This is a genomic window from Comamonas sp. F1-6 (genome assembly GCF_039581415.1).
Classification (GTDB): domain Bacteria; phylum Pseudomonadota; class Gammaproteobacteria; order Burkholderiales; family Burkholderiaceae_C; genus Comamonas; species Comamonas thiooxydans.
In genome coordinates this window covers 63021-76508 of record NZ_JBCPWN010000018.1, presented here as the reverse complement: position 1 = coordinate 76508, position 13488 = coordinate 63021, and the positions used below count along the sequence as shown (strand labels likewise).

General features: G+C 65.6%; 14 protein-coding genes. 7 read left to right on the top strand and 7 right to left on the bottom strand.

Annotation, left to right across the window (positions count from 1 at the left end):
• Positions 1–114 precede the first annotated feature (114 nt).
• Genes AAIL66_RS17615 through AAIL66_RS17605 form a run of 3 tightly spaced genes read right to left on the bottom strand, consistent with a single transcriptional unit; the run spans position 115 to position 2580 of the window.
• Complete coding sequence (locus AAIL66_RS17615; RefSeq protein WP_003067100.1) at positions 115–309, bottom strand: hypothetical protein; 195 nt, start codon at positions 307–309, stop codon at positions 115–117.
• A 13-nt stretch (positions 310–322) separates the two neighbouring features.
• Entirely contained in the window at positions 323–2257 is a 1935-nt protein-coding gene (gene feoB, locus AAIL66_RS17610; RefSeq protein ID WP_034380467.1) for a ferrous iron transport protein B, read from the bottom strand.
• Positions 2254–2580 carry a FeoA family protein gene (locus AAIL66_RS17605; RefSeq protein ID WP_343484711.1) on the bottom strand — a complete coding sequence of 109 codons (327 nt, stop codon included), beginning with the start codon at positions 2578–2580 and terminating at the stop codon, positions 2254–2256. Before AAIL66_RS17605 ends, feoB begins: the two co-directional genes overlap by 4 nt.
• Before the next feature lie 258 nt (positions 2581–2838).
• Here AAIL66_RS17605 and AAIL66_RS17600 point away from each other — a divergent pair, with 258 nt between their 5' ends.
• Positions 2839–3159 carry a YkgJ family cysteine cluster protein gene (locus AAIL66_RS17600; RefSeq protein WP_045839946.1) on the top strand — a complete coding sequence of 107 codons (321 nt, stop codon included), beginning with the start codon at positions 2839–2841 and terminating at the stop codon, positions 3157–3159.
• A 21-nt stretch (positions 3160–3180) separates the two neighbouring features.
• Here the strand turns inward: AAIL66_RS17600 and AAIL66_RS17595 are convergent, their stop codons facing one another.
• Positions 3181–3912, bottom strand: coding sequence for a Stp1/IreP family PP2C-type Ser/Thr phosphatase (locus AAIL66_RS17595; RefSeq protein WP_343497345.1), 732 nt, complete (start codon positions 3910–3912; stop codon positions 3181–3183).
• Between the two features lie 226 nt (positions 3913–4138).
• Between AAIL66_RS17595 and AAIL66_RS17590 the strand changes: the two genes are divergently transcribed.
• The 5 genes from AAIL66_RS17590 (at position 4139) to kynU (ending at position 9312) form a co-directional block, all read left to right on the top strand.
• Positions 4139–4765 (top strand): LysE family transporter, encoded by a 627-nt coding sequence (locus AAIL66_RS17590; RefSeq protein WP_224648641.1) that lies wholly within the window; start codon positions 4139–4141, stop codon positions 4763–4765.
• A 10-nt stretch (positions 4766–4775) separates the two neighbouring features.
• Positions 4776–5576, top strand: coding sequence for an AraC family transcriptional regulator (locus AAIL66_RS17585; RefSeq protein ID WP_224648642.1), 801 nt, complete (start codon positions 4776–4778; stop codon positions 5574–5576).
• A gap of 86 nt (positions 5577–5662) precedes the next feature.
• Complete coding sequence (locus AAIL66_RS17580) at positions 5663–7042, top strand: amino acid permease (RefSeq protein WP_034380481.1); 1380 nt, start codon at positions 5663–5665, stop codon at positions 7040–7042.
• 166 nt (positions 7043–7208) lie between these two features.
• On the top strand, positions 7209–7841 hold the full coding sequence (gene kynB / locus AAIL66_RS17575) for an arylformamidase (RefSeq protein WP_045839949.1): 633 nt from the start codon (positions 7209–7211) through the stop codon (positions 7839–7841).
• Positions 7842–8004: 163 nt separating this feature from the next.
• The gene (gene kynU / locus AAIL66_RS17570; protein WP_343497326.1) at positions 8005–9312 is read left to right on the top strand and encodes a kynureninase; all 1308 of its coding nucleotides are present in this window, start codon (positions 8005–8007) and stop codon (positions 9310–9312) included.
• Positions 9313–9346: 34 nt separating this feature from the next.
• On the opposite strand, the gene AAIL66_RS17565 is transcribed toward kynU, so the two are convergent.
• Complete coding sequence (locus AAIL66_RS17565) at positions 9347–10756, bottom strand: SLC13 family permease (protein ID WP_343497325.1); 1410 nt, start codon at positions 10754–10756, stop codon at positions 9347–9349.
• 97 nt (positions 10757–10853) lie between these two features.
• Between AAIL66_RS17565 and AAIL66_RS17560 the strand changes: the two genes are divergently transcribed.
• On the top strand, positions 10854–11429 hold the full coding sequence (locus tag AAIL66_RS17560; protein ID WP_343497324.1) for a helix-turn-helix domain-containing protein: 576 nt from the start codon (positions 10854–10856) through the stop codon (positions 11427–11429).
• Between the two features lie 21 nt (positions 11430–11450).
• On the opposite strand, the gene AAIL66_RS17555 is transcribed toward AAIL66_RS17560, so the two are convergent.
• The gene (locus AAIL66_RS17555) at positions 11451–12452 is read right to left on the bottom strand and encodes a DNA repair protein (RefSeq protein ID WP_343497323.1); all 1002 of its coding nucleotides are present in this window, start codon (positions 12450–12452) and stop codon (positions 11451–11453) included.
• A gap of 80 nt (positions 12453–12532) precedes the next feature.
• Entirely contained in the window at positions 12533–13411 is an 879-nt protein-coding gene (ada, locus tag AAIL66_RS17550) for a bifunctional DNA-binding transcriptional regulator/O6-methylguanine-DNA methyltransferase Ada (protein WP_052052951.1), read from the bottom strand.
• Positions 13412–13488: the final 77 nt, after the last annotated feature.

Sequence of the window (13488 nt, the reverse complement as noted above, 5' to 3'; positions counted from 1 at the left end):
CAAATAAAAAGCTGCCTGCGCTTGCCAATCAATCATTTCAGATACAAAAGTATCTGAAATGATTGATTGGCAAGCGCAGGCAGCTATGTTTTTACAGGGAGGACTGTGTCCGCTTCAGGCCTTGCGCGTATCCGAGCAGCTGTCGCCACCACAGGCGCTGCAACCGCCGCAGCTACCGCTCTTGCCCGCAGGCGCCAGCGAAGGATGAACCCGAGTCAGCTTGCTGCGCAGACCGGCGGGCATGAAACGCCAGGCCAGCGACACGGCGGCCACCAGCACGATGGCGCCCACTATCAGTTCCTGCCACATAGACAATCCTTTCTCAGCCCCAGCCCAGAGCCACGGCGACGCGATAGGTCACAAAGCTGGCCAGATAGGCCAGAGCAAACAGATAGCCGGCCATCAGCAGCGGATAGCGCCAGCCATTGGTTTCGCGCTTGACCATGGCCAGCGTGGAGATGCACTGGGGGGCAAACACAAACCAGACCAGCAGCGACAGCGCGGTCGCCATCGACCAGCTGCTGGCGATCAGCGGGCTCAGCTGCTGGGCCATGGCGTCATCGCCCACGGCCGACAGCGCATACACCGTACCGAGCGCACCCACGGCCACCTCGCGTGCGGCCATGCCGGGCACCAGCGCAATGGCGATCTGCCAGTTGAAGCCGATGGGCGCCAGCACCACTTCCAGCGCACGGCCGATCTGGCCCGCGAAGCTGTAGCGAATCGCGCCTTCGGTCACGCCCTCGGGAGCGCCGGGGTAGCTGGAGAGGAACCACAGCACGATGCTGACGGTCAGGATGATGCCGCCGACGCGGCGCAGGAAGATCATGGCCCGCTCATACAGGCCCAGCACCAGACTGCGCAGGCTGGGGATGCGGTAGGAAGGCAGTTCCATCAGCAGCGGCGTGCGGGTCTTGACCTTGGCGGCCAGCTTGCCCACCCAGGCCACGGCCATGGCACTGACGATGCCGCCCACATAGAGGGCAAACAGCACCAGGCCCTGCAGATTGAAGAAGCCGGCCACGGTCTGCTCAGGGATGAAGGCACCGATCAGCAGCGTGTACACGGGCAGGCGTGCCGAGCAGGTCATCAGCGGCGCGATCATGATGGTCAGCAGACGGTCACGCCAGCTGGAGATCGAACGCGTGGCCATGATGCCGGGCACGGCACAGGCAAAGCTGGACAGCAGCGGGATGAAGGAGCGTCCGGACAGGCCCACGCTGCCCATGATGCGGTCCAGCAAAAAGGCGGCGCGCGGCAGATAGCCCGAGTCTTCCAGCACCAGGATGAAGAAGAACAAAATCAGAATCTGCGGCAGAAAGACCACCACCGAGCCGGTGCCGGCAATCACGCCGTCCACCAGCAGGCTGCGCAGCACGCCATCGGGCATCACGCCATGCACCCACTGGCCGAAGTCGCTGACCAGCCCTTCGATGCCGTCCATCAGGGGCTCGGCCCAGCTGAACACGGCCTGGAACATCAGGAACAGCGTCACCACCAGCAGCAGCGTGCCCCACAGCGGGTGCAGCACCACGGAGTCGATGCGATCGTCACGCTGCGTGGGAGCCGCGGGCTCCTGCACGGCCAGGCGCATGATCTCGGCCACCTGCTGGTGCAGGGCCAGCAGCTGGGCACGCGAATTGCTGCCCGTCACGGGCTTGAACTGGCCTTCGAGCGTCGGCGCCTTGAGCTGCCTGGCCTGATCGCTGTCCAGCCAGGCCAGCAAATCCTTGGCGCCGGACAGATGCACGCCCACGCTCTCCACCACGGGCACGCCCAGCAGCTCGCTGAGCTTGGCCTTGTCGATGACCAGTCCCTGACGGCGTGCCATATCGCTCATATTGAGCACCACCACCATGGGCAGGCCCAGGGCGCGTGCCTCCAGCACCAGACGCAGGTTCAGACGCAGATGGGTGGCATCGGTCACGCAGACCAGCAACTCGGGCGGCGCTTCGCGCGGGTGCTGGCCCTTGACGATGTCACGCGTGATGCGCTCGTCTTCGCTGTGCGCATCGAGGCTGTAGGTGCCGGGCAGGTCCAGCACGCGCACGCGGCGCTTGCCTGGCGTGCTCAGCCAGCCTTCCTTGCGCTCCACGGTCACGCCCGCGTAGTTGGCCACCTTCTGGCGGGCGCCGGTCAGCAGATTGAACAGCGCCGTCTTGCCGCAATTCGGGTTGCCCAGCAGCGCAGCGCGCAGGGGCGCCTGCTCCGCGGCTTGAGGGCTCATCATGGTGATCTGGGATTCGCGCGCGTTCATGCTGCGGCCTCCAGCTGCACCAGCACCTGGGACGCCTCGTGGCGGCGCAGCGCAAACGTCGCCTGGCCTATGCGCACGGCCAGCGGATCGGGGCCGGGAAAGCCGGTGGCGACGACGCGCACGGACTCGCCGGGCAGAAAGCCGATTTCCATGAGTCTGAGCAGCAGGCTTTCATCCTCGCCTTCGGAGGAAGCCAGATCCACCACCCGGGCTGGCTGATTCACCACCAGCTGATCCAGGCCCATGATGGGCCCGGTGGCTGTGGCTGCAGCGCTGGAAGATGGCACGCCGGATTCAGACGCTTGAACAGGAAAAGCATTCATGGACGAAGTAACTGACACTGCCTCAGACCTCGCCGAAGGGGACTGCAAAGAACTCATAGCGCATTATTAATTGATTTTGATTCTCATTTTCCATTTACTGTAGGCGATTGGTGCACAACGGTGGCGAATTGGCACCAGCAGCATGGACTTTTGGGCGGGTATTGAGCGGCGCGGTTGACAAATCTGCGGCCCGGCACAACCCAAGGATTTGCACAGCTGCGAAAATCGCCGCCCCACCGGAAAAGTTCCGCCTCTCCAATGACTCATCCCTGCCTTAGCTGCGGCGCCTGTTGCGCGTCCTTTCGTGTCGATTTTTCCGTGCATGAGTCCCAGGAGCATGGGGGCAGTGTCCCCGCAGGACTGGTTGAGGAAGTTACCGACTACACCTGCCGCATGCGCGGCACGGACTGGGCCAGGCCACGCTGTGCAGCTCTGGTGGGCAAGGTGGGAGAAAAGGCGTACTGCGGCATTTATGAATGGCGCCCCTCCCCTTGCCGGGAGTTCGCCGCGGGCTCGGACGCCTGCAACCGCGTGCGCCAGCGCCACAATCTGCCTCAGCTGGAAAGCGGTCTGATCTAAGAGTCCCGCAAGATACCGGGATCAGGCGTCCTGCTCGATCAGCACCACGCCTATATTGTCCTTGCCGCCTGCGGCATTGGCCGCCTCGATCAATGCCTCCTGCAACCGCGCCAGCGGCAGGTTTTCATCGAACAGGGAGGCAAGGCTGGCGTCGCTCAGCATATCGGTCAGGCCGTCCGAGCACAGCAGGATGCGGTCACCCTGCTGCAGCGGCCAGTGGTTCAGCTCCGGCTCCACCTGGGGCATCACGCCCAGCGCTCTGGTCACCAGATGGCCGTAGCGCGAGGTCCTGGCATCGGCCTCGCTGATCAGGCCGGCATCGATATCCTGCTGCACCAGCGAATGGTCGCGCGTCAGGCGCTGCAGCCGGCCGGCGCGCCAGGCATAGGCCCTGGAGTCGCCCAGATGGGCAATCAGCACCTCGCTCGCCAGCACCATGGCGGCCACCACCGTGGTGCCCATGCCGCTGCAGCCGGGCGTGGACTGCGCGGCTGCATAGATGGCCGTATTGGCCATGTGCAGGGCGTCCGTCAGCTCGCACTGTGCTGCCAGCATGGATTCATCGGCTGCCGGACCGTGCTGCACGCTGGTCGTGATCAGCTCCACGGCCATGACGCTGGCCACCTCGCCCGCGTTATAGCCGCCCATGCCGTCGGCCAGCACGGCAACCGGCCAGGGCCTGGCCTGCGGCTCCAGCCCCACCGAGTCTTCGTTATTGCTGCGCTGGCGCCCCATGTCGGCACGCCCCACCATGCGTACGGCCGGCCAGACTCGGGATGGGCTAGAAGCTGCTGCGGATGGCATGGAAGATGGGAAGGGGGTCAGGTTCGCGAAAGCATTCAAGCGTAACGCAAGTCACCTTCTTGTGTCGGTCGAAAAGAGCCGTTTTTCACTTGTTAACCAAGCAAAGGCGCAATTTTGTTCAATACCTGGAAAAGCCAAGGACTCAGACTGGCGACCTCTTGTTTCAGGTTTGTCCATGCTTTCTTCTGTTCTGGCCATGGCCGGATTTGCACTCGCCGGCGCCATCACACCAGGGCCGGTGAACGTGCTGGCCCTGCGCCATGGCAACGGCCGCGCTGGCGCCGCCTTCTGCTATGTACTGGGAGCCAGCGTCAGCTACGCCGTCATCGTCTGGCTGATGGGCCAGAGCGGGCAATGGCTGCTCAAGCAGCCAGAGCTGCTGCACTGGGCGCCGCGTGTCTGTGCTCTCTATCTGCTCTGGCTGGCCTGGCAGCTGGCCAATGCCCCCGGGACCCATGGCCGGGCGGCCAGGGAGAGCGCCCCCGCATCACTGCCGGCCGGTCCAGGCGGAGCGTTCGTGCAAGGCATTGCCATTCAGAGCCTCAACCCCAAGGCCTGGCTGGTGGCGCTTTCGGGCATCGGCATGTTTGTCGCCCCGCTGGCCGCGCAGCAGGTCTCGCTGCCAACCGCCTTGCTGCTGTTTTGCAGCGTCTCCTTGCTGGCCTGCCTGCTCGGCGTTGGCTGCTGGGCCGCGCTGGGCCATGCACTGACCCAGTGGCTGAGCACGCCCCTGCGCCAACGGCGGCTGAACCAGGCCCTAGCCATGGTGCTGGTGGCAAGCGTGGTCAGCATGCTGGCATGATGAGGCCGTCATGCCAGCCCCCAGTCACCATTTCCACCGCCACCCGGCCCTGCCCTGGGCCGAGCTGCGCATCAGCCGCCAGTCCTGCTACAGCTACCGGCTGCATGCGCACGCGCAGTACTCCATAGGCATCGTGGATGAGGGCGAGACCCTGTTTCTGCATGACGATGGCCCCGAAACATTGAGTGCTGGCAGCGTGGTGCTGATCGAGCCCGGCCACTGGCATGCCTGCAACCCCGAGACATTGCAGCCCTGGTCCTACCGCATGCTGTTCGTGCAGGCCGACTGGGTTCATGAGCGGCTCGGCGTCGGCGGCCTGCGCTTTGCACGGCGCGCGCTGCATGAGCCGGAAATCTCGCGCTGGGCCGACAGTCTCTGCCAGCCGCTTGCCGGCAGCGCCACGGATGCGCAGCTGCGGCAGCACGAGCAATCGCTGGCGGATTTCCTGCAGCTGCTGGGCAGTCCCGACCACGCTCATGCCGCAAAGCCCCAGCCGCCCGATGCCGTGCTGCCTGCGCTGCAGCACATGCACCGCAGCCCCGAAGACGAAACCAGCGTCCAGGCCCTGGCCCTGCGCTGCGGCATGAGCCCCAGCCGTTTCATCCGCCGCTTCAGGGCCGTCACCGGCGTTACGCCCGGGGCCTACCGCCTCAACCTGCGCCTCAATGGCGTGCGCCACCTGCTGGCACAGGGCGAGCCCCTGGCCTCGGTCGCTCAACAGATGGGCTTTGCCGACCAGGCCCACATGCAGCGCGCCTTCAAGGCCCATCATGCGCTGACGCCCGGCAACTACGCCGGCACGCAGCGCTGAGCCGGCCGGGTCAGGGACATTCGCCGCCGCAGCCGGTCATTCGCGGGATACTTGCCGCTTCGATTTTTCGCACGCGCAAGTCAGCAATGGCCAACTTTGACAGTATTCAGCAACGCGAGACAGGCCTGCAGCAGCACCTGAACTCGGCCCAGATGACCATGATCGCCATCGGTGGCGCCATCGGTACCGGTCTCTTCATGGGCAGCGCCTTTGCCATCGGCTTTGCCGGCCCCAGCGTGCTCATCAGCTACGCCATCGGCGCCTTCATCGGCCTGCTGCTCATGGGATGCCTGGCCGAGATGACCGTGGCCCACCCCACCTCGGGCTCCTTCGGCGCCTACGCCGAGCACTACATTAGCCCGCTGGCCGGCTTTGTAGTGCGCTATGCCTACTGGGGAGCCGTGGTGCTGGCCGTGGGCATGGAGGTCACAGCCGTGGGCAAGTACATGGCCTACTGGTTCCCCAACGTGGAGCAATGGGTATGGGTGGCGCTGTTCTCGGCCCTGCTGGCCGCCGTCAATGCCACCAGCGTCAAGGCCTTCGGCCAGGTCGAGTACTGGTTCTCCATGGTCAAGGTGATTGCCATCGTGGCCTTCATCCTGATCGCTGCCTATGTGGTCTTCGGCACCCGACCCGAGGGCGTGGGCTTCGACAACTACTTTGTCGATGGCGGCTTCTTTCCTAACGGCTGGTGGGGCACCTGGGTGGGCGTGATCGTGGCCATCTTCAGCTATCTGAGCCTGGAGTCCATTGCCATTGCTGCCGGCGAAGCCCAGAACCCCAAGCAGGCCGTGACCCGCGCCTTCCGCACCACGGTGCTGCGCCTGGTGCTGTTCTATCTCTTGTCGCTGGCACTGATGCTGGCCGTCGTACCCTGGAGCCATGCGGGCACGGACAAGAGCCCGTTCGTCAAGGTGATGGAGATTTTGCAGATCCCCGGCGCGGCCGCGGCCCTCAACTTCGTGGTGCTGCTGGCCTCGCTGTCGGCCATGAACAGCCAGCTCTACGTCACCTCGCGCATGATGTTCAGCCTCTCGCGCGGCGGCTATGCCCCCAAGGGTCTGAGCAAGCTCAGCAAAAGCGGAGTGCCGCTGGGCGCGATTGCCGTCTCCTGCCTGGGCATGGCCGTGGCCATGGTGCTCAACGTGCTCAAGCCCGAGCAGTCGCTGGAGCTGATGATGTCGATCGCCATGTTCGGCGCCATGTTTGCCTGGTTCATGGTGTTCGTGACCCATCTGTTCTTCCGCCCGCGCTGGCAGCGCGAGCATCCGGGCCAGAAGCTGGAGTTCCGCATGTGGGGCTTTCCCGTGCTGACCCTGGTAGGCGCCTTGCTGATGGCGGGCGTGATCGTCACCACGCTGTTTACCAAGGAGTTCCACACCACCGTGCTGGTGGGCGTGCCGTTTCTGATCGTGCTCGTCACCGTCTATGCTCTCTGGTATAGGAAAAAGAAGGTCACCCCCTGAGCGGCTTTGCCTAGGCGGCCCCGCCGCTTCCCCCTCTCTCTGCGCGCTGCGCGCTACGGGAGGGGGACGACACCATCGCTGCGGGGCGGCCCTTGCTCGGTGTCTTTGACATAGGCTGCGCTACTTGTCACGCTCCCGCTGAAATACACATATTGCTAGTTGCACCATGACACGCCAGATCTGGGATATTTCTCCTGCCATCCATCCTGCCGCCCCGGTGTTTCCGGGCGACACGCCCTATAGCCAGGAATGGGTAGCCAGCATTGGCCCGGGCTGCCCGGTCAATGTCAGTGCCATTCATCTCTCGCCCCATGTGGGCGCGCATGCCGATGCGCCGCTGCACTACGATCCGCAGGGCGCAGCCATCGGCGCCGTCGATCTGGACGCCTTTCTGGGCCCCTGCCGCGTGATCCACGCCATGGGCTGCGGGCCGCTGATCGAATGGCGTCACATAGCGCACGCCATCGATGCCGGCCTGCCCGCGCGCGTGCTGGTGCGCACCTACGAGAAAGCACCCACCGGCTGGGATGCCGAGTTGGCCGCCTATGCCCCCGAGACCGTGCAAAAGCTGGCCGACCTCGGCGTTAAGCTGATCGGCATAGACACTGCCAGCATAGACCCTGCCAGCAGCAAGAGCCTGGACAGCCATATGGTGATCCGCCAGCGCGGCCTGCGCGTGCTCGAGAACCTGGTGCTCGATGAAGTGAGCGAAGGCGACTATGAGCTGATCGCCTTGCCGCTCAAGCTCACCGAAGCCGATGCCTCGCCAGTGCGCGCCGTGCTGCGCAGCCTGCTCTGAAGCGCTTGGCGCAAAGAAACCGATGTCCTCGTTGCAAGGCGGCCGGGCCGACCCGGTCTCGGACACAATGGGCGAATTCGAGTCCAGCCATATTTGAATCAGAACCGGCTCTGACGTAGACACAATCATCGTCAGTAGCTATCAAAATGAGAGAAGGAAGACAATGACCACTTTGCAAGACTGCCAGGCTCTGGATGCCCAGGAGCCGCTGCGCGCGCTGCGCGAGCGCTTTGCCCTGCCCCAGGGCGTGATCTACCTGGACGGCAATTCCCTGGGCGCCCAGCCCAAGGCCGCCGCCGCGCACGCGGCCGAAGTGGTGGCGCAGGAATGGGGCCAGGACCTCATCACTTCCTGGAACAAGGCGGGCTGGATCACGCTGCCCGAGCGCCTGGGCAACCAGTTCGCCCCCTGGCTGGGCGTGGGCCAGGGCGAGCTGGTGTTCACCGACACCACCTCCATCAATCTCTACAAGGTGCTGAGCGCTGCCGCGCGCATCGCCCGCGAAGATGCGCCCGGCCGCAAAAAGCTGATCAGCGAGCGCAGCAACTTCCCGACCGATCTCTATATCGCCCAGTCCGTCTGCCAGGAATACGGCCTGGAACTGGTGCTGCTCGAACCCGAGGAAATCGCCGGCGCGCTGCAGACCGATGTGGCGATCTCCATGCTCACCCATGTCAACTACCGCACGGGTGCCATGCACGATATGGCAGCCGTCACGGCCGCCGCCCATGCCAAAGGCATTCTCTGCGTCTGGGATCTGTGCCACAGCGCAGGTGCCGTGCCCGTGGACCTCAAGGGCGCTGATGCCGACTTTGCCGTGGGCTGCAGCTACAAATACCTCAACGGCGGCCCCGGCGCGCCGGCCTTTGTCTGGGCGCATCCGCGCCTGATCAACCGTTTCTGGCAACCGCTGTCGGGCTGGTTCGGCCACGCCGAGCCCTTCAAGTTCGTGCCCGACTACCACCCCGCCCAGGGCATACAGCGCTATCTCTGCGGCACCCAGCCCATGATCAGCATGAGCGTGCTGCAATGCGGTATCGACATCTACACCGAAGCCGAGGCTTTCGGCGGCATGGCCGCGCTGCGCAAGAAATCGCTGGCGCTGACCGATCTGTTCATCCAGCTCGTGGAAGAGCGCTGCCAGGGCCACGGCCTGGGTCTGGCGACACCGCGCGAGCATGCGGCACGCGGCTCCCAGGTCTGCCTGACCCGGGAAGAAGGCCTGGGCGTGAACGGCCAGGGCAGCGGCGCCTACGCCATTGTCCAGGCGCTGATTGCACGCGGCGTGATCGGTGATTTCCGCAAGGGCGACGGCGGCACGGGCAGGCACAAGGACATTCTGCGCTTCGGCTTCACGCCGCTGTATGTGGGCTTTGCCGATGTCTGGAATGCCGTCGAGCATCTGCGCCAGGTGCTGGAATCGGGCGAATGGCAACGACCCGAGTTCAATACCGTACACGCCGTGACCTGAAGCAGGCACCGGGGGCGGGCCGGGCGAGCTCCGATCAGGCCCGCGCCCAGCTCCAATTGAGCACGCCCATCAGCGCCACGGCGACCAGGGCCAGCATCAGCACGCTTTGCTGCACCCAGCGCCGCTGGGCAGCGCCTTGCGCCAGCAACTGCACGGCCATCTCCACCTTGCCGGGCGAAGCCATGAGCAGCAGCGAGGCACTGACGTTGTGCACCGCCATGAATGGCAGCAGCGGCACGCCCAGCGCATGGGCGATCTCGGCCTGCGTGGCCGCGAACATGGCATTGGCCCCGGTGTTGGAGCCGGTCACGAAGCCGCCCAGCGCGCCCACAAATGGTGCGGCCAGCAGATACAGCGGCCCGCTGCGGGCCAGCGCCTGCGCCAGTTGCGCGGCCATGCCCGAAACCGCCATCAGCACGCCCAGCACAATGAACAGCGCCGTGACCGGCGCCACCTGCAGCCAGGAACGCCAGACCTTTGCCAACGATGGGCGCGCCGGCCGGCCTCGCGTGAAAAAAACCGCAGCTACCAGCAGCCACAGTCCCGGCGAAGCCAGCCCATGCAAGGCAGCGGGCAGATCCAGGGTGCGCAGCAGCGCTGCCGCCGCCAGCACGCCGCCCAGCAGCAACGCATAGGCCGCCAGCGCTCGCCGTCCCGGTGCACTCAGGGGCGGCTTGTCCGCGTCCGCTCGCGACACGCGCAGGCGCAGCAGATGCCAGCCCACCACCAGCAACGCCCCCAGCGCCCCCGCGGGTGCCGTGCCGGCCAGGGTATTCATCAGAGCCACGGCCGCCGTCAGCAACAGACCCGACAGCAGGCCCTGCAGCAGAGCCGGCCAGCGACGGCCCGGCGCACTCGCCAGAGCCGCCGCCGCCATGCCGGTGATGACAAACGGAATCACGCTGACCAGAGCCGAAGCCTGACCCAGCTCCTTGAACGGCAGACCCGCCATGGTGGCAGCCACCAGCGTCCCCGGCCCCATGGAGCCCCAGGGCACGGCGCAAAGGCCCAGCAGGCCGATGAGCACCACCTTGCGCGGCGGCAAGCCGAAGTGCGCGAGCAGCGGTATGCCTATGGTCACGCCCACGCCAAAGCCGGTGACCGACTCGGCAAACGGCGTGATGCCATGCACCACCAGCAGCACGGCGCCCGTGCCGCTGCCGGCCCTGGCCAGCAGCCAGTCGGCCAGAGCCTTCTGCGCTCCCGACGCGCGCAGCACCTCGGACAGCAGCAGCCCACCTGCCACGATCAGCAACACTTCCAGCAGCACCGGCGCCCAGTGCATGCCGGCGGCCAGCCATGTTGAAGCGGGCTGCGCAAAGGCTGCGGCAATCACCAGCAGCGCCACCGCCACGCCCAGCGCTGCGGCATGCAGCGAGCGCCAGCCCGCCAGCAGGACGGCGATGACGGTGGCCACGGGCAAGGCACTGATAAACATGTACATTGCATTCATCCTCGAAAAATAATTTCCTATACGCAAAATTATTTTCTCATAGGAAAATTTCCAACACAAGAACAGACGCCATGACAAGGAGCCAGACTTGAACTCCACCACCGCATCGCAGGCATCGGAGCAGGATGCTCTTTTCGGCGCCGCCGTCCGCGCGCGCCGCGCCCAGCTGGGCATCACACTGGATCAGCTGGCCCAGGCCAGCGGTGTTTCGCCGGGTGCGCTGTCGCGCGTGGAGCGCGGCCTGCTGGCCACCAGCCTGCGCAATGCCATGGCAATTGCGCAGGGCCTGGGCTGCGAGCTGGGCGAGCTGGTGCAAAGCGCGCCCAGCGCGCAGATCACGCGCGCCGGCGAGAATCTGCGCTTTGTCGACGAGGCCAGCGGCGTGGAGCGCCTGGCCCTGGCCAGCCCCAGCGCGGGTGTGAACCTCGTGCATTACCACTTTCCGCCGCATGCGATCTCCAGCCATTTCGCGGCCCATCGCGCAGGCACGCGCGAGGTCTTTCACGTGCTTGAAGGCAGCATCGAAGTCTTCACCGCCCAGGAGCAGGTGCTGCTGCACTCGGGCGACACGGCCACGCTGGTGGTGGACAGCGAGCACCGGCTGGCCAACGCCTCGGGCCAGCCCGCACGCCTGCTGCTGCTGGTGCTGTCGCCGCCGCTCTGAAGCGCTGTCGCCTGTCGCCTCTCAATAGGCGCTGTCGGCCAGCGAGGCCCAGAGGTGCGCGGCCACCAGCGCGCGCCAGGGCTTGAACTGTTCCAGCCAGTCGCTGGCGGCACGCGCATCGGGTTTGTCGCCACCCGTGAGCAAGCCTATGGCCCGGCGCACCGCCACATCGCCGTGCAAGCTGCCGTCGGGCCAGCCATAGCCGCGCAGCAAGGTGTAGTTCACCGTCCACAGCCCTATGCCCTTGACCTCCAACAATTGCGCCGAGGCAGCGGCCACATCCTCCTCGCTCCAGCGCCCGGCGGCGCTGCGGGCGGCCCAGTCGTCCAGCGGCAGCCGGCCTTCGGCAACGGCCTGGGCCACGGCCAGCAGGGTCTGGGCCTTGGCCTGGGAAAAGCCCGCGCCGCGCAGCGCGTCCAGCCCCAAGGCCGCCACGCGCTGTGCATTGGGATAGGCGTGCAGGGCCGGCATGTCCCCGTCTTGCGCCAGCGGCTCGCCCGCCAGCGCGATCAGCTTGCGCCGTAGCGAAACGGCCACGGCCACCGTGATCTGCTGGCCGGTGATGGCCCAGGTCAGCGCCTCGAAGGGTGTGGGCGAGCCGGGCACATGCAGGCCGGCCTGGCGCGACAGCAGCGCGCCCAGCTCGGGGTGGTCGCCATGCGCCAACTCCAGCTGGTCGGGCGCGTAAATCAGCCCCAGCATGCGTTTCACCATGGCCTGCAGCGCGGCCAGGTCTGCCTCGGCCGGCTCTGCGTGCGGCGCATGCAGGCTGGCCTGCACCTGTCCGGTCTGCCATTGCAGCTGCAGCAAGGCGGGACTGCGCTTCCACATGATGGCCTTGTGCAGGCTGTGCGCACCGGCATCGACCCGCTCAGCCAGTTGCTGCTCGTCGCGATCATGGAAATGCACGAATTCATCGAAGCGGTAACGCGCGGGCAGGACAATGGAGACTTCAAGCAGCATGCGGTTTTCTATCACAGGGGCAACGTCGGAGCGTGCCCGCGCTTCATTCATTAAATTCATAGCTGCTATCGCCCATCAATCAACGATTTCAGATAAATATCCATCCAAAAATGCTGATTAGCATGCGATAGCAGCTCTCTTTAAGAGAGCTTGAGTTGGGCCTGCTGGGCCTCGCGCAACAGCAGCGCACGCTTGCGCTCCACACCCCAGCGATAGCCCGAGATGCTGCCATCGTTGCGCAGCACACGGTGACAGGGCACTGCCACTGCAATCGGATTGGCCGCCACCGCGCTGGCCACGGCCCGCGTTGCGCTGGGCTGGCCCAGTTGCCGGGCCAGTTCGCTGTAGCTGACGGTCTGCCCGGCCGGAATGCTCTGCAGCGCCTGCCAGACGCGCTGCTGAAACGCCGTGCCCTGAATATCCAGCGGCAGGGCCAGCCCCAGTCGGGGCTGCTCCATCAGGGCCACCACCTGGGCCACGGTCTGCTCATACTGGGCGTCGGCCCCGATCAGTTGCGCCGCCGCAAAACGCTGCTGCAGATCGTCCACCAGCGCATGGGGATCATCGCCCAGCAGCACGCAGCACACGCCCTTGTCGGTGCTGGCCACCAGCAGGCTGCCCAGCGAGCATTCGGCCAGGGCAAAGCGGATACGCTGGTCCTGGCCGCGCCTGCGATAGGACTGCGGCGCCATGCCCAGCATGGCCGGTGCATCCTTGTAGAAGCTGCTGCTGGCTTCATAGCCGCTCAGATAGGCCGCATCGGTGACCGACTCGCTGGCCTCCTGCGCCAGCGCGGCACGCACATGCCTGCCACGATGGGCCTTGGCATAGGCCTTGGGCGTGAGCCCCGTGGCGCGCTTGAAGTTTCGGTGCAACTGCCAGGGACTGAGCCCGAGGCGCTGCGCCAGCTCCTCCAGCGCGGGCATGGGCTCTTCGCTCTCCAGCCAGCGGCAGCACTGGATCATGCGCTCATCTGTTTGCGAATTTGCAGTGGCGGCGAAAGGCAGAGGACTGGGCATGGCGTGAATCTCGGCTGAGTGCGTTTTCTGTCATCGGTCTGTGACTGTCCCGACTTTACGCAAAGCCATGGCAGCAT

Coding starts and splice junctions, on each gene's coding strand:
- AAIL66_RS17615 (WP_003067100.1), bottom strand. CDS start 309: ATGTGGCAGGAACTGATAGTGGGCGCCATCGTGCTGGTGGCCGCCGTG.
- feoB (WP_034380467.1), bottom strand. CDS start 2,257: ATGAACGCGCGCGAATCCCAGATCACCATGATGAGCCCTCAAGCCGCG.
- AAIL66_RS17605 (WP_343484711.1), bottom strand. CDS start 2,580: ATGAATGCTTTTCCTGTTCAAGCGTCTGAATCCGGCGTGCCATCTTCC.
- AAIL66_RS17600 (WP_045839946.1), top strand. CDS start 2,839: ATGACTCATCCCTGCCTTAGCTGCGGCGCCTGTTGCGCGTCCTTTCGT.
- AAIL66_RS17595 (WP_343497345.1), bottom strand. CDS start 3,912: ATGGTGGGGCGTGCCGACATGGGGCGCCAGCGCAGCAATAACGAAGAC.
- AAIL66_RS17590 (WP_224648641.1), top strand. CDS start 4,139: ATGCTTTCTTCTGTTCTGGCCATGGCCGGATTTGCACTCGCCGGCGCC.
- AAIL66_RS17585 (WP_224648642.1), top strand. CDS start 4,776: ATGCCAGCCCCCAGTCACCATTTCCACCGCCACCCGGCCCTGCCCTGG.
- AAIL66_RS17580 (WP_034380481.1), top strand. CDS start 5,663: ATGGCCAACTTTGACAGTATTCAGCAACGCGAGACAGGCCTGCAGCAG.
- kynB (WP_045839949.1), top strand. CDS start 7,209: ATGACACGCCAGATCTGGGATATTTCTCCTGCCATCCATCCTGCCGCC.
- kynU (WP_343497326.1), top strand. CDS start 8,005: ATGACCACTTTGCAAGACTGCCAGGCTCTGGATGCCCAGGAGCCGCTG.
- AAIL66_RS17565 (WP_343497325.1), bottom strand. CDS start 10,756: ATGTACATGTTTATCAGTGCCTTGCCCGTGGCCACCGTCATCGCCGTC.
- AAIL66_RS17555 (WP_343497323.1), bottom strand. CDS start 12,452: ATGAATTTAATGAATGAAGCGCGGGCACGCTCCGACGTTGCCCCTGTG.
- ada (WP_052052951.1), bottom strand. CDS start 13,411: ATGCCCAGTCCTCTGCCTTTCGCCGCCACTGCAAATTCGCAAACAGAT.